Below are 22871 nucleotides of genomic sequence, written 5' to 3'. Positions count from 1 at the left end.
CATCTCGGCCATTCGGGCCGACAGATACGCCGAAATCGCCTGCGTCAACAGCTGAGGTGCCCCCGCAGGTCCGCCCCGGCACAGAAATCGGCGAAGCCGAAGCGGTAGTTCAGACGATCCTGTATTCCAACTTGTGCGTTTGCTGGAAGAATTCATTGGCGACGAGCTTTCGATTTCCGTTTCGAACTTGCCCAAGCCAAAGCAATTCAGACAGGATATCTGGGCGCTGCGGCAACCCGCAGGTGCCATTGTCCTCTTTTCAAAATGGTGTCTGCCGCGGCTAAAGCAAAGAACGCTGGACATACTGCGCTGGAAAAATGTTCGGAGCTGCATCGACTATGTCGATTTCGATTTGCGCGAGTCGGTCAAGTTCAGACCTGATATACATTTGGCCGCATCCCTCACAGCCATGAAAGCGCTCAAGAAACTGACCGCCGGGCAGGAAGATCCGGAAAGCCGTGTGTCGCTTCTTCATCACAACCTGGATGAACGAATGATCGTGCCTGCCGAATATCCGTCTGACCGTCTGAGACCGGTCTATTTCGGTGCCTTGGAGAACACAATCGCCACCGATGCAATCCGCGAAAGAGTGACGTTTCTCAAGGCTGATCAAGCGAATGAAGTCGCGCCATTGTTCCGGCAGCTTGCGAAGTTCAATCTTCACTATTGCATCCGGCGGCCAGCCATATCCACCGAAGTGATTGCGAAACCTTTCACAAAGGGTTTTGTCGCAAGCCACATTGGCGTTCCCGTTCTGATCAGCAAGAATGTGGATGACGCTCTGGACCTGTTGGGCAATGACTATCCGTTCGTTGTCGAAGATACGGCGGAACGCGAAATCCTTGCGGGCCTTGACCATGTGGCGGATTCATTTGGTGGTCCGGTGTGGTCGGATGCGAAGGATCGTGTCGCGTCCCTCCAGACTCTTTGCTCTCGCGAAGCGATCGCGGGCCAATTCATGGATATCGTGTCTTCTCTACGTTGAATATCGCGCGAAACGGCGCTTCAATGGGTCAAACGGCGACCAATCAAGCCTTTGGGATGGATGGCGCTGCAAGAAATCCCGCACCGAAACAAGGTTCAGAATCTCGCTCCGGTCTCTTTCCAGATCATCGTAGGAACCGATAGCGCCAGGATAACATTTCTGGCGGCCCCGTCTGACGAACCCGACGCCCCAATCCACATCGACAACATACATCTCCAGGTTGGGTTCTTCCTTGCGGAACCGGGCGTAACCTTGCCAACTGGTTCCATTCCAAGCCGGATAGGCTCCGTCAAGCTCGTAGATCTCGCGTGCATGCTGCGCCGTCGGAGGATTGAGGTCGTGCAGAAGAATGCATCCGCCTGGCTTCAACGCGGCGAGTGAATTTTCGATATCCCGGTAAACCTGCTCTCCGGTATGCAGCCCGTCGATGAAAACGATGTCGAAGACCTTACGGTTCTGGGAAAAAAACGCATCCGAGGTCATATTGAAATCGGCTTCGGCATCCTCGGCAGGATCAACCGATATCCGGTTGCGCGCTATGATCCGGTCATGCATGTCCGCCTTGCGACGGACGCCGATCTCTAGATAATCGTCGTAGTCGTAGAGCGATACCAGATGGTTCACCAACGCTATGCGATCCGCTGCGTGTCTTCCATGACTGAAATCATAGGTCCCGTGGGTCCCCATTTCATCCCGATACCCCACGACCCCATTCAGCCGTCTGTTCAACCAGCGCAGAAGTTTCGATGTCATCGCAAATGTTCCCTGTCGCGAAGTGAATAGCGCCAGCGATCCACGGCGGACGGGCCGGGACACGCGTGCAAGCCCGATTTCAAGTCAAAACCTGCACTCGAAACGTCTCCGCGATCACGGTCGCAAAGTTCGGCTGTTTTCCAATTGGATTGCGGCTGAACCTGGAAGTCGAACATGCCCGGCGATCCAGATTTCGCCGGGCATGTTCCTGAACTCAATGCAGCTTTTCGCCGACCTGCGCGATGGCGTCGTCGATCAGCTTGTTGCCGTCAGCGGCGGTCATCTGCTTGGCGATCACGTCCTTCGCGGCGGCGACCGCGATTGCGATGGCCTGGTCCCGCACATCCCGGATGGCGGCGGCTTCGGCGGAAGCGATCTGGTCTTCGGCCGCGGCCAGGCGGCGCGCGATCGACTTCTTCAGGTCTTCCCTGGCCTTGTCCGCGGCGATGTTGGCTTCGTCGCGGGCGGTGGCGATGATGCGCTCGGATTGCTCGCGCACTTCCTTCTGCTTGCGTTCGTAGGACGCCAGCAGGGTCTGTGCCTCCTCGCGCAGCGCGCGCGCCTCGTCGAGTTCCGACTTGATGCCGTCGGCCCGCTTGTCAAGCATGCCGCCCAGAATCCCGGGCACCTTGAAATAGAACAGCACGCCGATGAACAGCAGGAATGCGATCAGCACCACGAAATTCGTGTTGCTCAGCGAAAAGAACGGGCCGCTTGCGGCCAATGCCGGGCTGGCCACGCCCGCCGTCAGGACAAGAGCGATGATGTTGCGCATGGGTCTCATCCTTTCAACCGGTCGGAAATGGCGCTGCCGATGGCCTTGTCATCCGCCTTGCCGCCCAGAACGGCGACCAGTTCGGCAGCCGTGTCGGTCGCGACGACCTTGATGCTGTCCATCGCCCCGGCGCGGATTTCCGCGATGGCCTTTTCGGATTCCGCCGACTTGGCGGCGATTTCCGCATCGGCCTTCTGGATGGCCACATCCAGATCCGCCTGGATTTCCGCCTTGGCCTTGGCCACGATGGCCTGCGCCTCGGTGCGGGCATCCGCCAGCGCCTGGTTGTAGGCCGCTTCCGCCTCGACCGCCTTGGCCTTGAGGTCCTCGGCGGCGGCGAGATCGTTGGTGATCGTGCCCTGACGTTCGGCCAGAATGGCCGCGATGCGCGGCAGCGCGACGCGGGTCAGCACGAGATAGATCACGACCAGCGTGACCACGAGCCAGAACATCTGGTTCGGAAAGCTCGAGAAATCGAGCTGCGGCATGCCCGGAGCGGCATCGGCAGCAGCGTGGGTATCCACGCCGACCGCGTCGGCCAGACCGTCGCCAGTAGCGCTATGCGTCTCAGTTGCCATGTCGTTCTCCCTGGGAACTTGCCGTTACATCGGGCAACGCGCTGCGATAGCGCGCCGCCCGACCGTAAGGATGAAGCTTCCGAAGAGTCTTAGACGGCGAACATCAGCAGCAGCGCGACCAGGAACGAGAAGATCCCCAGGGCTTCCGCGAATGCGATACCGATGAACATGGTCGCAGTCTGGCCGCCGGCGGCGGAGGGGTTGCGCAGCGCACCGGACAGGAAGTTCCCGACCACGTGGCCCACACCGACAGCAGCACCGCCCATACCAGTACAGGCCAGACCGGCGCCGATGTAGGCTCCCATTTGTACGACGTCACCTTCCATGATTTTTCTCCTTACGATGGAATTGGTTGATTTCGGCAGGGTGGGATTTCGGCCCACCTCTGGTGATTAATGATGCGGATGCAGCGCGTCCTTGAGATAGACGCATGTCAGGATCGCGAAGACATAGGCCTGGATGAAGGACACCAGAACCTCGAGCGCGTAGATCGCCGTGATTGCAAGCACAGAAAGCGGTGCGATGGCGGTGATGGCGGCGAAGGCCGCGAACACCTTGATCACCGCGTGACCGGCCATCATGTTGCCGGCAAGACGGATGGAATGGCTGACCGGTCGCACGAAGTAGGAAATCACTTCGATCAGCGCCAGGATCGGGCGCAACGCCAGCGGCGCGGAACTGATCCAGAACAGCTTCAGGAAACTGGCGCCGTGCAGGTAGAACCCGAGGATCGTCACCGTCAGGAACACGGCCATCGCCATCACCACGGTCACGGCGATATGGCTGGTGGTGGTGAAGGACATCGGGATCAGGCCAAGGAAGTTGGCGCAGACGATGAACATGAACAGCGTCATGATATAGGGGAAATACTTCACCCCGTCCTTGCCCGCCACGTCCTCGACCATCTTGTAGACGAACCCGTAGGCCAGTTCGGCGATGGACTGGCCGCGCGACGGGACGATGGCCCGCTTGGAGGTGGACAGGACCAGCAGCGCGATGATCGCGAGGACAGCGAGACCCATCCAGAGGGTCACGTTCGTGGGCGTGTACCAGGCGATCGGACCGTCGCCGAACAGCGGCTTGACGATGAACTGGTCCATCGGGTGAAACACCAGACCGCCTTCTTCCGCACCATGCGCTTCGCTTGCCACTTGTCAGGTCCTCTCGTCTGTCTTGTCGGCCGTTTCGGCCAGTTTCGTCTCTTGTATCTCGCGCGCGCTGCGCAGCATCGTCTTGATGCCGGCGGCCAGCCCGAGCATGGTGAACAGGATCAGGAAGATCGGGAGCGTCCCGAACAGGCTGTCCAGCCCGTATCCCAGTCCAAAGCCGATCCCCAGACCGACCACCAGTTCAATCACCATGCGCCAGGCCAGATGCGCCTGCGAGTAGTGTTCGTCGCCATGGGCCTTGACCGGCTCGACCTTCTTGGCCGCCTCGATCCGAGCCTCCAGCCGCGCCAACCGCCGCTTTTGGTCCTCGTCGATCACCGGGAAATCCCCCATGCAGTTCAGCCATGGTGCTAAGCCGCGCGCCGATCAGAGTCAATTGCCCCGATCCGATGCAGATTTCCAGTTCATCATCTTGTTTTCAAACATTTTTCCGCGACAGTGGGGGCAAGGGTCCATTCGGTCGCAGGCACCGTTTGCGCCAACAGGGGCGCTTGCGCATATTCAACCATCCGGTTGACGATCCGGAGGCAGGGGCGCTAAGCCAGCGCCATGTCCGACCCGCTGGATGCCATATTCGCCGCCCTCGCCGACCCGACCCGCCGGGCGATCCTGTCCATGTTGCTGGAAGACGACATGGCCGTGACCGACGTGGCCGCGCCCTTCGACATGTCGCTGGCGGCGGTGTCCAAGCACCTGGTCATCCTCACCCGCGCCGGGCTGATCGCGCAGGAAAAACGCGGCCGGGTGAAATGGTGCAAGCTCGACCCGGACGCGATGCGCCGCGCCTCGGTCTGGATGCAGGGGTTCGGACAGTTCGAACCGGTCAACCTCGACGCCTTCGAACGGTTCCTCGCCGCCGAACTCGGCGGGGAAGCTCAAAAGGCCGAGTGATTTCACAGAGCATCGTTCGAGAAAGGCCACCTTATCGAGGGCCGGAAAGTTCCATCGAGAATGTGTCGCGCAGTTCTGACGCCGAGACCGGTTCGGCCAATCTGCGCAGCCCGTTCAGCCCTATCGACTTGTTGCCTTTTGGCAGGTCCGATGACGCAACGAGAAAGAATTGCCACTGGCCGACGTCACGTTGGTCCGTGCCATCGTGCCACGCAAAAATGTAGAAATGCGCCAGTCGCTCGCCTGTCTGGTTGCTGACATAGTTGATGCCATCGGGATAATGGCCAAGACCGGCCTTGATATCGAACCGTGGCGGACTCTTTGCAGTGCCCCAGCTTTGCTCCTTGGCCGACTGTTTCACTTCCAGCCGCGTGCCACCATCATGTTGCAGATCCCATCCAGCCCAGTCGCCTCCCGTATACTTCCATCCGGGACCGAGCAGCTCTGCGATCATGGCTTCGACCCAAAGCCCTCGCAAGTTGTTTTGCATTGCAGGGACATCGAACATGCGCATGATGCGTTTCAGGATCCGAGAGTTCATGTCTCATTATGAAAGTATTGTCTTTTCCGATCAAGAGTGCTCCCGAGTTCGATTTTTCATGATTTGAAATACTTCCCTGACAACAGATACTTGAAAATTTACGCACCCTAGCCGTCATCCCTCAGGAGCAGCAGCAGCGCCACCGCCGTCATCGCGATCCCCACCAGGATCAGCATCGGCGGCGCGCCCTTGCCAAGCGCGATTTCCCACAGGATCACCCAGCTTGGCGTCAGGTAGGTATAGGCCATAACCTTGGCCGACGGCAGGCGCATCGCCGCAATCCGCACCAGCAGGAACGTGCCCGCCGTCGCGAAGACCGACACATAGACGAGCGTGATCCAGACGATGGACGGCAACGCGGCCCAGTCGGTCGCCCGGATATCCGGCCAGGCGACGATCACCAGCAGCACCGTCCCGGCGGCGACGATGCCAAAGGTGAAGGCCGCCGCCGGCTCTCCCCGGCTCAGCTTGCGCATCAGCGCCGGATAGACCGCGTGGGCGATGCAGCCCCAGAAAAACACCATCTCGCCCCGGCCCACCTCGAAGGCAAGAAACGCCGACCAGTCGGCCCGGAAGATCACCCAGAGCGCCCCCGCCCCGCCGATGGCCAGCGCCAGCGCCATCCGCGCCGTCGTCACCTGCCGCAACAGCAGCCAGCCGAAGGCCGCCGCCATGATCGGCGTCAGGGTGAACACCGCCGCGGCGCTCACCGGCGGCGCGGTCTTCAGCCCTTCGAACATGGTCACGAAGTAGATGACATAGAGCCCGCCCAGCAGCAGGTAGCGCCAGGGCGCCCGGAAGGCGCTGCGCGGCATGCCGCCGGTCGCCAGCGCCACCCCGGCGATGATCGTCGACCCCAGCACGAAGCGCAGGGCGGTAAAGGCGGTGGGGGCGATCTCGTTCGCCATGATCCCGCCGAGCGAAAACGACCCCGCAACCAGCGCCGAAAAGGCCAGCATGGACAGATGCCCGACGGTCTGCGGGGTCAAAGCCGCCAATCCCCCGCGCGGTCCTTCAGGAACCGGGTGAAACTCTGGACCTTGGTGGTCCGGTGCAGGTCCACATGCGTGACCAGCCACAGCGTCGAGGCCCAGTCGGGTTGCGGCGGCATCACCTGCACCAGGTCGTCGCGGCCCGCCGCCATCCATTCCGGCAGAAATCCGATTCCCGCGCCGGCGAGAACCGCCTGCTCCATGACCGACCCGCTGGTGGCGCGGAAGGTGATGCAGCGGTCCGGCGCATGGGACCGGAGCCAGGCGTTGAACGGCGCCCGGTTGGTTTCGTCGTCGTTGGCGACGAACCGGTGCCGCGCGAAATCACCGGTGCCCGCAGGCAGCCCATGCGCATCCGCATAGGTCCGGCTCGCATAGAGCCCGGTGCGGGCGGTGGCGAAGGGCTGCACGACATTGTCCGGCTGATCCGGTGCCGACCCGGCCCGGATCGCCACATGGGCTTCGCCATATTCCAGCCGGAACAGGCGCTCCCCGGTCAGGTAACGCACCACAAGGTCCGGGTGAAGCGCCTGGAACTCGGTCAGAACCGGCAGCATCAGGTGTGAAAACCCGTCCAGCGACGTCACCACCAGTTCACCCGCCACCGTGTCGCCCTGCCCCCTCAGCCGCCCGACCAGCTGATTGAACTGATCGTCGGTCGCCTGCGCCACCCGCAGCAGGTCGGCCCCGGCTTCGGTCGCGGTATAGCCGCGCGCATGGCGCTGGAACAGCTTGACGCCCAACCGCGCCTCCAGCGCGTCGATATGGCGGATGACCGTGGCGTGATGCACGCCCAGAACCTCCGCCGCGCCGCTGACGGTGCCGACACGGGCCACCTGGTAGGCGGTGCGCACCTCGTCCCAGTTGTCCATTGCGCCCGCCGCCTCTGTGCAAATATCAACAATACCGGTTCAGTTTCGCGTGTTGCGTTCAGCCACGCAAGGTCCAATTTCAACCGCAGACATCAAACGAGGAAGCCCCCATGTCCCAGACCATCCTGCAACTCGACAGCTCGATCACCGGCGCGCAGTCCGTCACCCGCAAACTGACCGCCGATATCGTCGCCCGCATCGCCACCCCCGGCGGCACGATCATCCAACGCGATCTTGCAGATGGCGTTCCCGCCATCGACGGCGGTTGGTTCGCCGCCGTGCGCCAGGCCCCGGACCAGCCGACCGCTCCGCAACAGGCGCTGATCGACATCTCCGATGCCTATATCGACGAGATCCGCAACGCCGACACGCTGGTGATCGGGCTGCCGGTCTACAATTTCTCTGTGCCCGCCCAGCTCAAGAACTGGCTCGACCAGATCGCCCGCGCCGGCGTGACCTTCCGCTATACCGAAGCCGGACCCGAAGGGCTGATGACCGGCAAGCGCGCCATCGTCGCCATGGCTTCGGGCGGGACCGCCGCCGATGGCCCCGTTGATTTCGCCTGGCCCTACCTGCGCCACATGCTCGGCTTCATCGGCATCACCGATGTCACGCTGGTGGCCGCCGACCGGATGGCCGTCGATGCCGAGGCGGCGCAAAGCACCGCGCGCGATTCCATCCGCGCCCTGGCCGCCTGATCCGGCGCGCAATCTGCCGCCATCCGGCGATCCGGCCGAACACCGGGTCGCCCTTTTCCCCCGTGCCGTCGGCGCGCCGGTTCCCTTCCCGCCCGGAACCGAAGTCCAGGACGGCGACCTCTACGACGATTTCCAGGTTGGCTTCGCCGACCCCGACCGGTCCGGGACGGTCCTGGACAGCGGAATCGCCACCGCATCGAAGGTGCGCGACGGTTTCGTCACCGGTGTCGGCGTCGTGCCCGGCCTCCATGACGTGACCGCGACAGTGTCTTCCAAGATAATCCGCGCCACCAACGGGCAGCTCGTGTTCAGCTACGATTTCAGCGCCCTCGACATGTCGGACACCGGAACCAACGGCGTGCTCGGCTTCGACCTGACGGGGTTCGCCGGCTTTGACGTCACCTTCGCCTTCCAGAAGGCCGACGCTTTCTTCTATGCGCCGCAGATCAACCGTTCCGCGGACGGGGACATCATCAGCTTCGACTTCTTCGACCCCACCGACCTGCGGAGTGCCGGGTTCGAGACCTTCCTCTTCGCGGTCGATGCGCCCGGCTACCGCACGAACGGGGCAGGCACCGCCGCCATCCTGCTGGACACGTTCGGGACCGAGGACGTCGCCCTGACCGGCTTCCTGCCCGTTCCGGCCCAGGTGCCGCTGCCCGCCTCCCTGCCCGCCTTGCTGCTCGGTCTCGGCGCGCTGGGCGCGATCCGGACCCGCAATCGCCGCCGGGACCGCCCGGCCTCCCTTGACTCCGCGCCGCCACGGGCCTAGACGCAGCTTCATATCCGGAAGCGTGATCCCTTCCGGTCCCTGTCCACGGGGATCGCCCTCCACCAGCGTGTTACGCCCGTGGGGGCGATTGCATATTGACCGGCCCCCGACCATATCAGGGCCAACTGGAACCGGAACGGAGGCTGCGAGGCCATGTTTGAAAACCTGTCCGAACGCCTTTCCGGCGTCTTCGACCGCCTGACCAAGCAGGGCGCGCTGTCCGACGAAGACGTGAAAACCGCCCTGCGCGAAGTCCGGGTCGCGCTGCTGGAGGCCGATGTCTCGCTGCCGGTGGCGCGCGATTTCATCAAGACGGTGCAGGAAAAGGCCACCGGGCAGGCGGTGACCAAGTCGGTGACGCCGGGCCAGCAGGTGGTCAAGATCGTGCATGACGCACTGGTCGATGTGCTGCGGGGCGAGGGCGATCCCGGCAAGCTCAAGATCGACAATCCCCCGGCCCCGATCCTGATGGTCGGGCTGCAGGGTTCGGGCAAGACGACCACCACCGCCAAGCTCGCCAAGCGGATGAAGGAAAAGGACGGCAAGCGGGTGCTGATGGCGTCGCTGGATACCAACCGCCCGGCGGCGATGGAACAGCTGGCCATTCTCGGCGCCCAGATCGGCGTGGACACCCTACCCATCGTCAAGGGCGAAAACCCGGTCCAGATCGCCAGACGCGCCAAGACCCAGGCCTCCCTGGGCGGCTACGATGTCTACATGCTCGACACCGCCGGCCGGCTGCATATCGACGCCGAACTGATCCAGCAGGCCGCCGATGTGCGCGACGTGGCCAACCCGCGGGAAACCCTGCTGGTGGTCGATGGTCTCACCGGCCAGGACGCAGTCAACGTCGCCACGGAATTTGACGACAAGATCGGCGTCACCGGCGTGGTTCTCACCCGGATGGACGGCGACGGGCGCGGCGGCGCCGCGCTCAGCATGCGCGCGGTGACCGGCAAGCCGATCCGCTTCGTCGGCATCGGCGAAAAGATGGACGCCATCGAAACCTTCGAGCCCGAACGCGTCGCCGGCCGCATCCTCGGCATGGGCGACATCGTTTCGCTGGTCGAAAAGGCCCAGGAAACCATCGAGGCCGAACAGGCCGAGAAGATGATGAAGCGCATGATGAAGGGTCAGTTCAACATGAACGACCTCAGGATGCAGCTCGAGCAGATGATCCAGATGGGCGGCATGCAGGGCATGATGGGCATGATGCCGGGCATGGGCAAGATGGCGAAACAGGTGGAAGAGGCCGGTTTCGACGACAAGATCCTGAAACAGCAGATCGCCCTGATCCAGTCGATGACGAAAAAGGAACGCGCCAACCCGCAGATCCTCCAGGCCAGCCGCAAGAAACGCATCGCCAAGGGCGCGGGGATGGAGGTTTCCGACCTCAACAAGCTGATGAAGATGCACCGCCAGATGGGTGACATGATGAAAAAGATGGGCCGGATGGGCAAGGGCGGCCTGCTGAAACAGGCGATGAAAGGCATGTTCGGCAAGGGCGGCATGCCCGCAGACATGGCCCAGGGCATGGACCCCAAGGCGCTGGAGACCGCCGCTAGGCAGATGGGCGGCAAGCTGCCCGGCCTCGGCGGCGGCGGCATGGCCCTGCCGCCCGGTCTCTCGGGCTTCGGGAAAAAGAAATGACCACCCGCGCCGACCCTTGCAACCTCTCCGCATGGCAGGGGCATCGCGCCCTCCCCTGCCCCCGCAAGGGGGGCCGGTCGGGCGCGATCCGGTCCGCTTGCGCGGCCCGGCAGCGCTCCGCCGCAACCAGCGCGCGGCTGGCAGCCGGGCGTCGCCCCACCGCTTGTATATCTGAAATCGCGCGGCAGCGCGGCCTTTTGGCAGCGGGACGCTAGGCCATGATCCCGACGCTCATCACCGACAGGCTGCGCCTGCGCGCGCCCGGACCGCAGGACATCGCGCCCTTCACCGCGTTCTACGCGAGCGAACGCGCGCGCTTCGTCGGCGGCCCGCTCACCGCGGAGCAGGCCTGGCGGATGCTGGCGATGGAGATCGGTCACTGGACGCTCAAGGGCTTCGGGCGCTGGACCGTGGAAACCCTCGACACCGGCACCGCAGTCGGGCTTGTCGGGCTGTTCGAGCCCGAGGGCTGGCCGGAACCGGAAATCGGCTGGGACCTCTTCAACGGCCACGAGGGCAACGGCTACGCCACCGAAGCCGGTCGCGCCGCGCGCGACTATGCCTATGACATCCTCGGCTGGCCCACCGCGATCAGCCTGGTCAAGGACGGCAACGACGGGTCCGCCGCCGTGGCCGCGCGTCTCGGCGCGCGCCCCGACGGGCGGTTCGTCCACGAGCGCCACGGCGACTTGGCGATCTGGCGCCACCCCGCCCCCGCGGACCTGACCGACGGCGGGATGGAGGCCTACGCATGACCGCGCTCGCCATCCCGACGCTGGAAACCCGGCGGCTGATCCTGCGCGGCCCCGAGCCCGAGGATTACCCGGATTTCAAGGCCACCTTCACCAGCTACCGCGCCCGCTTCATGGGCGGGCCGCTCAACCCCTATGAAAGCTGGATGCTCTATGCCGCCGAGATCGGCCACTGGGCGATCCGCGGCTACGGCATGTGGATGATCCACGACAGGAAGACCGACGAGACCTACGGCATGGCCGGCGGCTGGAAACCGGCGAAATGGCCCGAGGCCGAGATCGCCTGGGTGATCTGGCCCGCCGCCGCCGGCAACGGCATCGCGCTCGAGGCGACACACGCCGCGCGCCGCCATTTCTACCGCCACCTCGGCTGGACCACGGCGGTCAGCTACATCGACCCCAAGAACCTCGACAGCATCCGCCTGGCCGAACGGCTCGGCGCGAAGAAGGATGCCGATGCCGCCAGCATCGACGGCAACGATGTGGTCTACCGCCACCCGGCGCCGGCGCAGCTCGACGACACCCAGCTGTCGCATGGCATCGAAATGGAAATCGGCCACTATGCCGACCCGCTGTTCAAACCGAAAGGCTGGGCCCTTGACTGACCGTTTCCCCCATCGCCGCCGCACCGGCGCGATACCGACATCATACCGACGTGATACCGGCGTCGGTCTTTCCCCCTTCGGAGAAGCCGCATGACCGATCCCGTCACCCGCGCCGCCACGCTGCTGAAAGGGCACCGCGAAAGCATCGACCGGCTCGATGCGATCCTCGTCTATACCCTGGGCGAACGGTTCAAGCACACCCAGGCCGTCGGCAAGCTCAAGGCCGAACACGACCTTCCCCCGTCCGATCCGACCCGCGAAGCGCAGCAGATCGCACGGCTCGAAGACCTGGCGAAACAGGCCGATCTCGACCCGGATTTCGCCAAGGCTTTCCTGAGCTTTATCATTCAGGAAGTCATCCATCACCACGAAAAACAACAGAAATAACAAAGCAGTAGGGCGGGGTTCTCCCCGCCGCCCCAGGACCAGCGCACGTTCCGTGCGACCCCCAACCAGCGCACGTTCCGTGCGACGCCATTCAAAGGAGAAACACAAATGGCCATGAAAATCCGACTCGCCCGCGGCGGTTCCAAGAAACGCCCCTTCTACCGCATCGTCGCCGCCGACAGCCGCATGCCGCGCGACGGTCGCTTCATCGAGAAGCTGGGCACCTACAACCCGCTCCTGCCCAAGGACAGCGAAGACCGCGTGAAGATGGATATCGAACGCGTGCAATACTGGCTTGGCCAGGGTGCTCAGCCTACCGACCGCATCGCCCGCATGCTCGAAGCCGCCGGCGTCCGTGAAAAGACCGAGCGCAACAACCCCAAGAAGGGCACCCCCGGCGACAAGGCCAAGGCCCGCGCCGAAGAAAAGGCCGAAAAGGCCGCGGCCGCCGCCGCACCTGCGGAAGCCCCCGAAGCCGAGAGCGCGGAATAGGCCCGCGCCGGTTGCGCAGCATGACAACCTGCGGCCCCGCTCAGGGGCCGCACCTGAAACGATCCGGCTGAACGCCCATGTTCCGACCTGTCCGAACCCTTCTGCTGCTCGCGATCGCGTTTCTGGCCGGGGTGTTCTATGAACGTCAGGGCGTCGCGGAACGCTGCGAAGCGGGCGGCGGACGCATCGAAAACGGCATCTGCATGGCAGGCGGAGGGTCCTGATGTCTGACGATCTGATCTGTGTCGGCACCGTCGGCGGCGCCTTCGGCGTGCGCGGCGAGGTTCGCCTGAAAAGCTTCTGCGCCGTTCCCGACGACATCGAGACCTATTCCCCCCTGACCACCGAGGACGGAAGCCGCAGTTACACCGTCGCCCTGATCGGACCGATCCAGAACGGGTTCACCGCCCGCCTCGGCGGGATCGAAACCAAGGAACAGGCCGACGCGATCAAGGGCCTCAGGCTCTATGCCCGGCGCGACCAGTTGCCGTCGCTGCCGGATGACGAATTCTACCATGCCGACCTGATCGGGCTTCAGGTCCTTGACACCGGCGGCGCGCTTCTGGGCACGGTCCGCGCGGTGCAGAACCACGGCGCCGGCGACCTGCTGGAGATTCACGCCCCCGGCCTGTCCGAAAGCGTGCTGCTGCCCTTCACCGGGGCGCTCGTCCCGACCGTCGATCTCGCCGCCCGCCGCATCGTCGCCGATCCCCCGGACGGTCTTTTTCCGTCCTGAACGGAACCATCCCCGCCGCAACGGGTTCTCGTTTCACAAGCCGGTCCAGTGACCTGCGGAATGAAAGGTGACTCATCCTCCTCGCCGTCGCCGCCATTGCCGCGATGCCTGGCTTTGGCCGCTTGTCCGGCATTGCCCGTCCGGGGCGAAAATCCTGATCGTGGTGGCGCTGATCCTGTTCCTGCTGATGCTGCTCGGGGTCTTTGCAATCGCCTGACCCGCCTCCGCGCCTTTGCCGATGGCCACAAACCCGTTTGCATGGCCGCATCTTTGACGTAAGACGCGGCCATGTCCGATACGCCCGATGAAATCACGAAACCGTCCCGCGCGCTTGGCCGCAAGACCATCCGCCCCTCGCTGACCCCGCGCGAGCTGATGACCCCGGTCCCGGACCTCAAGGGGGTCTGGACGGCCCGCGTCATCACCCTGTTTCCGAACGCCTTTCCCGGCGTTCTGGGCGAAAGCCTGACGGGCAAGGCGCTTCAGGACGGTCTCTGGCAACTGGACACCATCGACCTGCGCGACTTCGGCATCGGCAAGCACCGCAATGTCGATGACACCCCGGCGGGAGGCGGCGCCGGCATGGTGCTGCGCGCGGACGTGGTCGGACCGGCGATCGAAACCGCCCAGGCCGGCGCCGGACCGCGGTGGCCGCTGATCTACCTCTCCCCGCGCGGCAGGCCGATGACCCAGGCGCTGATGCAGGACCTGTCGCGGGCCGAGGGCGTCACCCTGCTCTGCGGCCGGTTCGAAGGCGTCGACCAGCGGGTGCTCGACCATTACGACGTGCAGGAAATCAGCCTCGGCGACTTCGTCCTGACCGGCGGGGAAATCGCCGCGATGGCACTGATCGACGCCACCGTCCGTCTGCTGCCCGATGTGCTGGGCAATGCCGAATCCACGGTCGAGGAAAGCTTTTCCGCCGGGTTGCTGGAACATCCGCAATATACCCGGCCCGCGAGCTGGCAAGGCCGCGACATCCCGGACGTCCTGATGTCGGGCCACCACGGGCGCATCCGCGACTGGCGCCAGGCCCAGTCCGAAACCATCACCCGCGAACGCCGCCCCGATCTCTGGGCGCGGCGGCATGACAAGGGTAACGGCTGACCGCCTCGCGGGCGCCTCCGGGCAAGCCGCATGCCCACGGGCAGAACGGGCTTGATGCTTCAGCCGGACTTGCCTATACGCTGCGCAGGTTCGGATTCGCGGCAGCGGCTCCGGCCTTTCAGGTTTCGCGCTTCCAAGACGGCGCATCTTCTTCGGTGACGACCGGGTGGCGAAACCCCACGCAAAGGAAGGACGATCTGATCTCTGGCGGGCGCGACAGGCGGACCCGGTGAAGGCCAAGAGCTCTGAGACCGCGCAAATCTTCGTGGAAAGAACCACGAGCAAACCAGGAGTAGATGCGATGGACCTGATCGCACAATTGGAGGCGGAACAGATCGCCGCCCTCGGGAAAGAGATCCCGGACTTCAAGGCCGGAGACACCGTGCGTGTCGGCTATAAAGTGACCGAAGGCACCCGCACCCGCGTGCAGAACTACGAAGGCGTCTGCATCTCGCGCAAGGGCGGCAAGGGCATCGCCGGGGCGTTCACCGTCCGCAAGATTTCCTTCGGCGAAGGCGTGGAGCGCGTGTTCCCGCTGCATTCGACCAACATCGAAAGCATCGAAGTGGTGCGCCGCGGCCGCGTCCGCCGCGCCAAGCTCTATTACCTGCGCTCGCGCCGCGGCAAATCCGCCCGCATCGCGGAAGACGCGCATTACAAGCCCGTGTCGGAAACCAAAGCGTAAGGACCGGACCGATGAAAAAAGACATCCATCCCGACTATCACCTCATCGAGGTCAAGATGACCGACGGCACCGTCGTGCAGATGAAATCCACCTGGGGCAAGGAAGGCGACACCATGTCGCTGGACATCGACCCCAGCGTTCACCCGGCCTGGACCGGTGGCGGCACCCGCCTGATGGACACCGGCGGACGCGTCTCCAAGTTCAAGAAGAAATACGAAGGTCTCGGCTTCTGATCGAAACGGTCCGGCCCATGCCCGGACCGGACATCGGTGCAAGGCTTTTTCACCGGGCGGCGCTGCAAGGCGCCGCCCGGTTCGCGTTGCAACGGAACGCAGGAGCCTCTGGCCATCCGCGCCGCAGGCGCTAACCTGTCACGCAGGCATTCCGGGCAGCGTCCCGCCAATGCCGGCCGAACAGGGAAAGCACCATGCAGTTCAGAAAACGCCAAGGCGAAACGACCGTCACCCCGCCCGAAGACCACGACGCCGGCCTCTATTTCATCGGCCGCATCCACACCCCCTGGAGCGACCGCAACGATTGCCCCCGGCAGGGCCGCCCGGACGGCCCCGAATGCCGGATCGAGATCTTCCCGCCCTGGGTGGACGCGATCGAAGGCATCGACCGGTTCGAACGGCTGGAAATCCTCTACTGGCTGGACAGGTCCCGCCGCGACCTGGTGCGCCAGAACCCCAAGGCGGACGGTCAGCGGTTCTTCGGCACCTTCGCGCTGCGCTCGCCGCAGCGCCCCAACCCGATCGGAACCTCGGTCGTCCGGCTCGACCGCATCGAGGGACCGAACCTGTTCGTGCGCGGGCTGGATTGCCTAGACGGCACCCCCCTGATCGACATCAAACCGGACCGCTGCGCCTTCACGCCCCAGGCGCCGCCCAAACCGGCGGACTCACCCGGCGGCCCATGAAAGCCGCCTGCGGGATTCCCCGCCGGAAAAGAAGAGAGTTCGCCCACGCCTGCTCTCCCAGGGAACGACAACGCGATGTCATCGGAAAGCGCGATGGTGAAGCCGCGTCCAATATACTGCGTCAGCCGGTTCTTGATGATGAGATGGGCCTTGGGGGGCGCGACCTGCCTCCGGCAGTTTGGTCGCAAACGCACAGGCCAAGTGGATGTCCGAAAGGACGCTGCGGCGCGTAACCAAACCTTGCCGCGCCGAAACTATCCGTTGTCGCAGGTCCCGGAGCGGCTACGCTGCATGCGTTTCTCAAGCCGCTCCGGGGCTGCCCGCGCGTCGGATCAATGTTCCGGAACAGGAGGAAAGTCCGATCATGACACGACGCTCGATATGGCAGGTCCGATCGGCGCTTTCGCGCCTTGGCAGCATGTCTGCTGGCCAAGAATGGGCGCCCGCTACCGTTCGGTCATCAGACCATTTGCCGATGAGTCGATAACACGATCTACCGTGGCTTCGATTTCGTTTCGGGGGATGCCGATATCCCAAAGGGTATGGTCATCCAGCGCGGCAAGTGACGCGATCATCTTGCGTCTTTGCCATTTTTTGCATGATACCCGCATCCATCGCCGGAACACCTTGACGCCCCAAAGCCCATAGGTGCGTCGATCCGGGGAAGCGCGTGCATCGAGTTGTTCGAATGCAGACATTTGTTCGTCCATTATCAAGAGGCAAAACCAGTGCACATCCCAAACATGCGCCGAGGCGCTTCAAGCATCTTCAGGTCGGTTTGTGATGGCGGTTCAATTGATCCCCGAAGCACGGCAACACGAATGCTGCCCGCTCGGGGTTACCTGCGGTTCAGCAGATTTCCTGCGTATTGCAGGAACCTCTTATGGATCTTGGACATGGTCATGGACGGAATATGGTCGCTTCGCCCCGTGAATGCAACATCGGCGGCAACGATCAGCTGGATGGTGCCGGGACAGGATGGCTGGCGCGTGCGACAGGGTTTGCTTAGGGCTATCGTCACAGGGTCAGGAGACATGAGAATGCGCCGATCACTCGAAGAACTGGCAGTCACCCGATGGCTCCGCAGAAATGTGGAGCTGAGCTCGCTTTGCTTTCTGGCCTCGTTTGTCGCCTTCTTCTGGGCTTTCGCCGAGTTGGCCGACGAGGTGATCGAGGGCGGGACCCATGACCTGGATCGTGACATTCTCTTGCTGCTGAGAAAGGCCGGGGACATCAGCGAACCCCTTGGGCCCCCGTGGCTCCAGGAGATGGCCCGCGACATAACTGCCCTTGGGGGCGTTGCCATCCTGACGCTCACAACCCTTGCCACGGCAGGGTTCTTTCTGATCCGGCGGCAACCGGGATTGATGATGTATCTGCTTGCGACCGTGGGCGGAGGGATCGTGGCATCGAGCATTGCGAAGGCGGTCTTTGACCGTCCCCGTCCGGATCTGGTGCCGCATGGTTCCTTCGTCAGCACGGCCAGCTTTCCCTCTGGCCACTCCATGATGGCAGCGGTCGCCTATCTGACCCTTGGAGTGCTGATCGCCCACTTTCTGCACGGCAGGCGACTGAAAATCTATGTCCTGTCGCTGGCGATAATGGTGACGATCATGGTTGGCGTCAGCAGGGTTTACCTGGGCGTGCACTGGCCCACGGATGTGCTGGCCGGGTGGCTCGCCGGAAGCGGCTGGGCGATTGCCTGCCTGTGGGGGGCACGGCTGATCTTGCGCAGGAACAGGACCGGAAAGACGCCGGGACCCCTTCCGCGCTGACCATCCGGGGCGAAGGAACGGACCCGCCGCGCCGGATGAAGACCGGACGGCCGGTTGCGCTTTCCACGGCAAACCCGGCCATCCGGAATGGAGCGAGACTTAACGCGACGGGCAAAGAAGGGTGATGATGGCATCGCTTGAAGGCGCCTCCGCCACCAGAACCTCTTTCCACCGGTCTCCTTCGAGGCCGCTTGCCACCTTGTCGGAAAGCGCCGCTGCGGTCACGGAACCCAAACAATCCGAAAGCCCGGCCGAATGGCACAGTTCCGTAAAGAAATGCGCGGTCCGGTAGGACATGAAAATAACGCAATCGATGCTGCGCCTGCGGATCAAGTCCTGAGTCGCGTCAGAAAGCCTGCGCGCGGGCGCGGCCCCGTAGACGACGATGCGGCGCGCCCTGTAGCCCCGGCTGACAAGGTCTTGTGCAATGTCCGTCGTGATGTCCCGCCCGCTCAGATACGCGATCGCGCCATCCGTCGGCCTGACCTCTTTCAGGATGAGGTGGAGGAGGCTTTCCGCATCTCCGTCCGCTTGAAAAACCTGCGAAAATCCCGCCTGACGCAGCGGCGCCGCCGTTCCGGCCCCTACGGCATAGATCGGCGTGGTCTTCTTCAGGAAGCCAGCGTCGACGATGTGCAAAGACGCATAAACGGAGGTCACAACGAATATGTCGGCGTCCCGCAACGCGTCGCGGCCCGGGTCTGCCGAAGACACGTTCAGGACCGGTTCGACGGAAACCTCGCATCCTCTTTGTTCCAGCAATGGCCGCGTGAGTTCCGCCTGGAAGGATGGTCGCGTAAGCAGAACATGCATGACGAGCGCGCCTTTCTTTCGGGCATTCTCGCTCCACCGGCGCATGGTCGCGCCGGCCCAGTCCTGCCCGGATCCATTGTGGCCCGACCATGCCAGCAATCGTGACGAACGCCAATGAACGACATGTCACAGATCCGCCGACAGTGCCGCGTCGAAATCGATTAGGTTGACACAGCCGAAGGGACTACCTAACTCTAGGCGCATGTTGGAACATGCAGATCACTATCGTTTTCTTCTGCTGAACCGCCCGTCTCCCCGGGTGGTCTAGGCGCGATTGCGCCTGCCGAACCCCCGGGGCCTCCTCTGAATGCAATGATGAACGCGCGGCAAGGATCGCCCGAGGAGATGTCATGTCCAACACCCAAGAACATAGGTTTTCCGCCTTCGCGAACCGCCGTCACGCTCAAATCGGGCTCCGCGCGTCTTCGCCGGTGCCAGAATATGACTATCACAGACTGATCGCATATCAGAAGCAATGCGATGGCTCAGGCGAACCTGCCTTGATTTTGCTGTCATATGTAATTCGACACAAGTTGATGACGCTGAAACCGGTCAAGAACCTCTATTCGGCGGATATGGTTACAGGCGGTCGTCAGTTCCAATACGCGATTGACAAGGGTCCGGTTCAGGACGGCCTGCTCGTGCATCGTGCCCGATGGGGGCAGAGCACCGGGATCATCCCCGCATATTCGATCCTGGGCGCAACGCTGATCGGAATGCGGGCCGGACAACGCGCTCCCCTGCTGTGCGAGAACAGCTCCGTTCGGTCGGTCTCGGTCTTGCGCGTGATCCAGACAACCTGAAATCTTCGGGCGGATGACTCCCAGACTGACGGGTCCGCCTTAACCCTACGCATTCGCGTTTCTACTCATAAGGAGCGGACATCATGACGCAGCAAGAACTTACCAAGCCACGCAATCGCCGGGCACGAAATCCGAAGATCGTCATCAATGCCGATGATCTCGATCATCTCGAAGCGCTGGCAGAAGGCGCGATGGCGCGCAATATCGACCTGGCCGACCGTTTGCTTGATGAGCTTGGCCGGGCAAAGGTCGTGCCAGCGGCAAAGATGCCGGCAAATGTCGCCGCGATCGGAAACACGGTCACGTATCGCGATGAAACCTCCGGTCAGGAAAGAACGGTGACTCTCGTCTATCCGGAAGACGCGGATATCGCGCAGGGCAAGATTTCCGTCATGACCCCGATCGGGGTGGCGCTTCTGGGCCTGCCGGAAGGTGCGTCGTTTCACTGGGACACCCGGTCGGAACAGCGCAGAACGCTCACCGTGATCGCGGTCTCCTAGGTCGGCGTCAACGCGAGGCCCGCTCCCGGCACGTGTTCTTTCCCGCTCCGGACGACGGATTTCGCACCATGAGGATCAAGAGAGATGTCCAAGGTTTCATCCACGCGCGTCGACAGACTCCTGTCGTCGATGGGGTATGGCACACGCAAGGACATCGCACATTTGGCGCGGTCTGGCGGCATCGTCTTCGATCAGGGTGAGATCACAGACGCCACCGTCCGCATTCCCGTCAGTGCGGATTTGCCATGCCACCTGAGGATCGGGGGCAAGGCTCTCGATCCCCTTGCGGGCATGGTCGTGTTGATGAACAAACCCGTGGGCGCGACCTGTTCGCACAAGGAGGCGGGCGCGTTGGTGTATGATCTGCTGCCCACGCGCTGGCGGCGCCGCAATCCCGCGATTTCAACCATCGGGCGCCTGGACAAGCAGACGTCGGGGCTGTTGCTGCTGACCGATGACGGCAATCTCCTGCACCGGATCAGCAGCCCCAGAAGCCAGGTCAGGAAGACCTATCGCGCCAGGCTTGCGCGCCCGCTCGACGGCGCCGAGACCGCATTGTTTGGATCCGGAAGCCTGACGCTTAACGGAGATGAAAAACCGTTGGCACCCGCAACACTGAAGATAATCTCCGAAACCGAAGCCCTGATCACCGTGACCGAAGGCCGATACCACCAGGTGCGCCGTATGTTCGCCGCCGCCGGCAACTTCGTCGAGGCCCTGCGGCGCGAACGTCTGGGCGACCTCTGCTTGCCCGACACTCTGGCCCCCGGTCAATGGAGCCTGCTGAGCGAGGAAGAGATCGCCCTGGTCTTTCGCTAGCCCGCGGAATCGGCTCAGATCACGCCAAGCATCCGCATCGCCTCGGCAACCCGCACGAAACCTGCGATGTTTGCGCCCAGAACGTAGTCGCCGGGAGCGCCATATTCATCGGCGGTTTCAGCACATCGATCGTGGATGCTCTTCATGATCTGCGCCAACCGCTGTTCCGTCTGTTCAAAACTCCAGCGGTCGCGGCTGGCGTTCTGCTGCATTTCCAGCGCCGAGGTCGCAACGCCCCCCGCGTTCGCGGCCTTGCCCGGTCCGAACAGGATGCCGGCCTCGCGCAGGATGCGGATCGCCTCGGGGGTGCAGGGCATGTTCGCGCCTTCGCCGACAGCCAGCACACCGTTCTTGACCAGCGACTTCGCGTCCTTGCCCGTAAGCTCGTTCTGGGTGGCCGAGGGCATCGCCACGTCACAGGGCAGATCCCAGACAGAGCCTTTCCCGACGGGTACGAAATGAACCCCGTCCCCACGCAACCGGGCATATTCGGAAATGCGCTTGCGGCGAACGGTCTTGATTTCCTGAAGCAGCGCGAGATCGATACCGGATTCGTCTATGACGTAGCCACTGGAATCCGAACAGGCGATGACCGTGCCGCCAAAAGATTTCACCTTTTCGATGGTATGGATGGCGACATTTCCCGCACCGGACACCACGACGCGCTTGCCGTCAAATCCGGTCTGGCGGGTTTCAAGCATGGCTTTGGTAAAATAGGTGTTGCCGAAACCGGTCGCCTCGGTGCGGGCGCGGGATCCGCCGTAGGCAATGGCCTTGCCGGTGAACACGCCCGATTCATAACGGTTCGTCAGGCGCTTGTATTGGCCGAACATGTATCCGATTTCGCGGCCGCCCACACCGATATCGCCGGCCGGAACATCCGTCTGCTCCCCCAGATGGCGGTGCAGTTCGGTCATGAGAGATTGGCAAAAGCGCATGATTTCGCCATCGGATTTGCCCTTGGGGTCGAAATCCGTGCCGCCCTTGCCGCCGCCGATCGGCAGGCCGGTCAGGGCATTCTTGAAGATCTGTTCGAAGCCCAGGAACTTGATGATGCCCAGGTTGACCGACGGGTGAAACCGCATCCCGCCCTTGTAGGGACCAAGGGCCGAGTTGAACTGGACGCGAAACCCGCGATTGATCTGGACGCTGCCCTGATCGTCGACCCACGGAATGCGGAAGATGATCTGGCGTTCGGGTTCGCAGATCCGTTCGATCAGAGCCTGTTCGAGGAAATCGGGGTTCTTGGCCACGACGCGTCCGAGGCTTTCCATCACCTCGTGAACGGCCTGGTGAAATTCCGGCTCCCCGGCATTGCGCCGCATCACCTCGGCGAGGATCGGTTGCAGCTTTTCGTCGATATTGTTCATGTCTTGTGCCACTTTGCAGGTGAAATGTTTGCCGGATGCGGAAAATACGGGCATCCGCAATGCCGATGCCCGTTTATTGACCCGGCTATTTGATCTTCAACCGCTGCGCAAGCTTTTCTCGGTCAGGATGAGAGCGAGCCGGATGTCATGCGGCCGCGGGTAGACGGTTGTCCGTTGCGCCGCCTCCGGACCGATCCCGATCATGAAGGGTTTCGGGTCCGGCGCCGCCAATGTCCGGTCGAAACAGCCCCCGCCAGGGCCGCGGCGATAGCCATCTGCCACCTTCAGCGCATGGGCCAAGCACAGCGTCGGCGCGGACCTTGTCATAGAAGCGATGCACCAGGTCGGTCAGCCTTGCCTCGTCCAGTCCGGTCCGCGCCATGATCTCGGCGGTCATGCGCGGGCGGGCGGAGATGATCCGTGGGGCGTCGG

General features: G+C 63.2%; 32 protein-coding genes and 1 pseudogene. 20 read left to right on the top strand and 13 right to left on the bottom strand.

Annotated elements, in window-relative coordinates; translation table 11 throughout:
• Positions 1-139: 139 nt before the first annotated feature.
• Positions 140-985 (top strand): hypothetical protein, encoded by an 846-nt coding sequence (locus QO034_RS21665; protein ID WP_284487604.1) that lies wholly within the window; start codon positions 140-142, stop codon positions 983-985.
• Here the strand turns inward: QO034_RS21665 and QO034_RS21660 are convergent.
• From QO034_RS21660 to QO034_RS21635, 6 genes are all read right to left on the bottom strand, one after another.
• Positions 977-1738, bottom strand: coding sequence for a class I SAM-dependent methyltransferase (locus QO034_RS21660; protein ID WP_284487603.1), 762 nt, complete (start codon positions 1736-1738; stop codon positions 977-979). The genes QO034_RS21665 and QO034_RS21660 overlap by 9 nt on opposite strands.
• A gap of 214 nt (positions 1739-1952) precedes the next feature.
• On the bottom strand, positions 1953-2513 hold the full coding sequence (locus QO034_RS21655) for a F0F1 ATP synthase subunit B (RefSeq protein WP_284487602.1): 561 nt from the start codon (positions 2511-2513) through the stop codon (positions 1953-1955).
• Positions 2514-2518: 5 nt separating this feature from the next.
• The gene (locus QO034_RS21650; protein WP_284487601.1) at positions 2519-3091 is read right to left on the bottom strand and encodes a F0F1 ATP synthase subunit B'; all 573 of its coding nucleotides are present in this window, start codon (positions 3089-3091) and stop codon (positions 2519-2521) included.
• Between the two features lie 89 nt (positions 3092-3180).
• Positions 3181-3417, bottom strand: coding sequence for a F0F1 ATP synthase subunit C (locus tag QO034_RS21645; RefSeq protein ID WP_284487600.1), 237 nt, complete (start codon positions 3415-3417; stop codon positions 3181-3183).
• A 66-nt stretch (positions 3418-3483) separates the two neighbouring features.
• Positions 3484-4242, bottom strand: a complete 759-nt coding sequence (locus tag QO034_RS21640) for a F0F1 ATP synthase subunit A (protein WP_407696801.1) — start codon at positions 4240-4242, stop codon at positions 3484-3486.
• 3 nt (positions 4243-4245) lie between these two features.
• Entirely contained in the window at positions 4246-4593 is a 348-nt protein-coding gene (locus QO034_RS21635) for an AtpZ/AtpI family protein (protein WP_284487599.1), read from the bottom strand.
• Positions 4594-4809: 216 nt separating this feature from the next.
• Here QO034_RS21635 and QO034_RS21630 point away from each other — a divergent pair, with 216 nt between their 5' ends.
• On the top strand, positions 4810-5151 hold the full coding sequence (locus tag QO034_RS21630; RefSeq protein WP_284487598.1) for an ArsR/SmtB family transcription factor: 342 nt from the start codon (positions 4810-4812) through the stop codon (positions 5149-5151).
• A 31-nt stretch (positions 5152-5182) separates the two neighbouring features.
• Here the strand turns inward: QO034_RS21630 and QO034_RS21625 are convergent, their stop codons facing one another.
• The 3 genes from QO034_RS21625 to QO034_RS21615 all read right to left on the bottom strand — a co-directional run bounded on the left by QO034_RS21625 (position 5183) and on the right by QO034_RS21615 (position 7556).
• Positions 5183-5665 carry a hypothetical protein gene (locus tag QO034_RS21625; protein WP_284487597.1) on the bottom strand — a complete coding sequence of 161 codons (483 nt, stop codon included), beginning with the start codon at positions 5663-5665 and terminating at the stop codon, positions 5183-5185.
• Between the two features lie 134 nt (positions 5666-5799).
• Complete coding sequence (locus QO034_RS21620) at positions 5800-6681, bottom strand: DMT family transporter (RefSeq protein WP_284487596.1); 882 nt, start codon at positions 6679-6681, stop codon at positions 5800-5802.
• Positions 6678-7556: a LysR family transcriptional regulator gene (locus tag QO034_RS21615; RefSeq protein ID WP_284487595.1), complete on the bottom strand. Its 879-nt coding sequence runs from the start codon at positions 7554-7556 to the stop codon at positions 6678-6680. The genes QO034_RS21620 and QO034_RS21615 overlap by 4 nt, the downstream gene beginning before the upstream one ends.
• Before the next feature lie 110 nt (positions 7557-7666).
• Here QO034_RS21615 and QO034_RS21610 point away from each other — a divergent pair, with 110 nt between their 5' ends.
• The 14 genes from QO034_RS21610 (at position 7667) to tsaA (ending at position 16359) form a co-directional block, all read left to right on the top strand.
• Entirely contained in the window at positions 7667-8254 is a 588-nt protein-coding gene (locus QO034_RS21610) for an FMN-dependent NADH-azoreductase (protein WP_284487594.1), read from the top strand.
• Entirely contained in the window at positions 8199-9026 is an 828-nt protein-coding gene (locus QO034_RS21605) for a PEP-CTERM sorting domain-containing protein (protein WP_284487593.1), read from the top strand. Before QO034_RS21610 ends, QO034_RS21605 begins: the two co-directional genes overlap by 56 nt.
• Positions 9027-9179: 153 nt before the next feature.
• Positions 9180-10676 (top strand): signal recognition particle protein, encoded by a 1497-nt coding sequence (gene ffh, locus QO034_RS21600; protein WP_284487592.1) that lies wholly within the window; start codon positions 9180-9182, stop codon positions 10674-10676.
• A gap of 218 nt (positions 10677-10894) precedes the next feature.
• The gene (locus QO034_RS21595; RefSeq protein ID WP_284487591.1) at positions 10895-11431 is read left to right on the top strand and encodes a GNAT family N-acetyltransferase; all 537 of its coding nucleotides are present in this window, start codon (positions 10895-10897) and stop codon (positions 11429-11431) included.
• Positions 11428-12033: a GNAT family N-acetyltransferase gene (locus tag QO034_RS21590; RefSeq protein WP_284487590.1), complete on the top strand. Its 606-nt coding sequence runs from the start codon at positions 11428-11430 to the stop codon at positions 12031-12033. Before QO034_RS21595 ends, QO034_RS21590 begins: the two co-directional genes overlap by 4 nt.
• 90 nt (positions 12034-12123) lie before the next feature.
• Positions 12124-12420, top strand: coding sequence for a chorismate mutase (locus QO034_RS21585; protein ID WP_284487589.1), 297 nt, complete (start codon positions 12124-12126; stop codon positions 12418-12420).
• Positions 12421-12528: 108 nt separating this feature from the next.
• Complete coding sequence (gene rpsP, locus QO034_RS21580; protein WP_199025050.1) at positions 12529-12912, top strand: 30S ribosomal protein S16; 384 nt, start codon at positions 12529-12531, stop codon at positions 12910-12912.
• A 77-nt stretch (positions 12913-12989) separates the two neighbouring features.
• Positions 12990-13136: a hypothetical protein gene (locus QO034_RS21575; RefSeq protein ID WP_284487588.1), complete on the top strand. Its 147-nt coding sequence runs from the start codon at positions 12990-12992 to the stop codon at positions 13134-13136.
• On the top strand, positions 13136-13648 hold the full coding sequence (gene rimM, locus QO034_RS21570; protein WP_284487587.1) for a ribosome maturation factor RimM: 513 nt from the start codon (positions 13136-13138) through the stop codon (positions 13646-13648). The genes QO034_RS21575 and rimM overlap by 1 nt, the downstream gene beginning before the upstream one ends.
• A gap of 67 nt (positions 13649-13715) precedes the next feature.
• Positions 13716-13865 carry a hypothetical protein gene (locus QO034_RS21565; protein ID WP_284487586.1) on the top strand — a complete coding sequence of 50 codons (150 nt, stop codon included), beginning with the start codon at positions 13716-13718 and terminating at the stop codon, positions 13863-13865.
• Positions 13866-13936: 71 nt separating this feature from the next.
• Entirely contained in the window at positions 13937-14755 is an 819-nt protein-coding gene (gene trmD / locus QO034_RS21560) for a tRNA (guanosine(37)-N1)-methyltransferase TrmD (protein ID WP_284487585.1), read from the top strand.
• Between the two features lie 301 nt (positions 14756-15056).
• Positions 15057-15440, top strand: a complete 384-nt coding sequence (gene rplS, locus QO034_RS21555) for a 50S ribosomal protein L19 (protein ID WP_284487584.1) — start codon at positions 15057-15059, stop codon at positions 15438-15440.
• A gap of 11 nt (positions 15441-15451) precedes the next feature.
• The gene (rpmE, locus tag QO034_RS21550; protein WP_284487583.1) at positions 15452-15673 is read left to right on the top strand and encodes a 50S ribosomal protein L31; all 222 of its coding nucleotides are present in this window, start codon (positions 15452-15454) and stop codon (positions 15671-15673) included.
• A gap of 194 nt (positions 15674-15867) precedes the next feature.
• Complete coding sequence (gene tsaA, locus QO034_RS21545) at positions 15868-16359, top strand: tRNA (N6-threonylcarbamoyladenosine(37)-N6)-methyltransferase TrmO (protein WP_284487582.1); 492 nt, start codon at positions 15868-15870, stop codon at positions 16357-16359.
• Positions 16360-16805: 446 nt separating this feature from the next.
• Here tsaA and QO034_RS21540 read toward each other — a convergent pair whose 3' ends face one another.
• The gene (locus tag QO034_RS21540; protein WP_284487581.1) at positions 16806-17057 is read right to left on the bottom strand and encodes a DUF1127 domain-containing protein; all 252 of its coding nucleotides are present in this window, start codon (positions 17055-17057) and stop codon (positions 16806-16808) included.
• A 342-nt stretch (positions 17058-17399) separates the two neighbouring features.
• Between QO034_RS21540 and QO034_RS21535 the strand changes: the two genes are divergently transcribed.
• Entirely contained in the window at positions 17400-18134 is a 735-nt protein-coding gene (locus QO034_RS21535) for a phosphatase PAP2 family protein (RefSeq protein ID WP_284487580.1), read from the top strand.
• Between the two features lie 99 nt (positions 18135-18233).
• Here QO034_RS21535 and QO034_RS21530 read toward each other — a convergent pair whose 3' ends face one another.
• Positions 18234-18947, bottom strand: coding sequence for a uroporphyrinogen-III synthase (locus QO034_RS21530; RefSeq protein WP_284487579.1), 714 nt, complete (start codon positions 18945-18947; stop codon positions 18234-18236).
• Positions 18948-19297: 350 nt separating this feature from the next.
• Here QO034_RS21530 and QO034_RS21525 point away from each other — a divergent pair, with 350 nt between their 5' ends.
• The 3 genes from QO034_RS21525 to QO034_RS21515 all read left to right on the top strand — a co-directional run bounded on the left by QO034_RS21525 (position 19298) and on the right by QO034_RS21515 (position 21069).
• Positions 19298-19750: a hypothetical protein gene (locus tag QO034_RS21525; RefSeq protein ID WP_284487578.1), complete on the top strand. Its 453-nt coding sequence runs from the start codon at positions 19298-19300 to the stop codon at positions 19748-19750.
• Positions 19751-19833: 83 nt separating this feature from the next.
• Positions 19834-20250, top strand: coding sequence for a nucleoside diphosphate kinase regulator (gene rnk / locus QO034_RS21520; RefSeq protein ID WP_284487577.1), 417 nt, complete (start codon positions 19834-19836; stop codon positions 20248-20250).
• An 84-nt stretch (positions 20251-20334) separates the two neighbouring features.
• The gene (locus QO034_RS21515) at positions 20335-21069 is read left to right on the top strand and encodes a 16S rRNA pseudouridine(516) synthase (RefSeq protein WP_284487576.1); all 735 of its coding nucleotides are present in this window, start codon (positions 20335-20337) and stop codon (positions 21067-21069) included.
• A gap of 14 nt (positions 21070-21083) precedes the next feature.
• Here QO034_RS21515 and gdhA read toward each other — a convergent pair whose 3' ends face one another.
• Both gdhA and QO034_RS23320 read right to left on the bottom strand, forming a co-directional pair.
• Positions 21084-22439 carry an NADP-specific glutamate dehydrogenase gene (gene gdhA / locus QO034_RS21510; RefSeq protein WP_284487575.1) on the bottom strand — a complete coding sequence of 452 codons (1356 nt, stop codon included), beginning with the start codon at positions 22437-22439 and terminating at the stop codon, positions 21084-21086.
• A gap of 145 nt (positions 22440-22584) precedes the next feature.
• Positions 22585-22871 (bottom strand): annotated as a pseudogene (locus QO034_RS23320) (hypothetical protein); the annotation flags it as partial.

This window comes from Sedimentitalea xiamensis (assembly GCF_030164465.1).
In the GTDB taxonomy this organism is placed as follows: Bacteria; Pseudomonadota; Alphaproteobacteria; order Rhodobacterales; family Rhodobacteraceae; genus Sedimentitalea; species Sedimentitalea xiamensis.
This window is presented reverse-complemented; position numbering and strand designations above follow the sequence as displayed.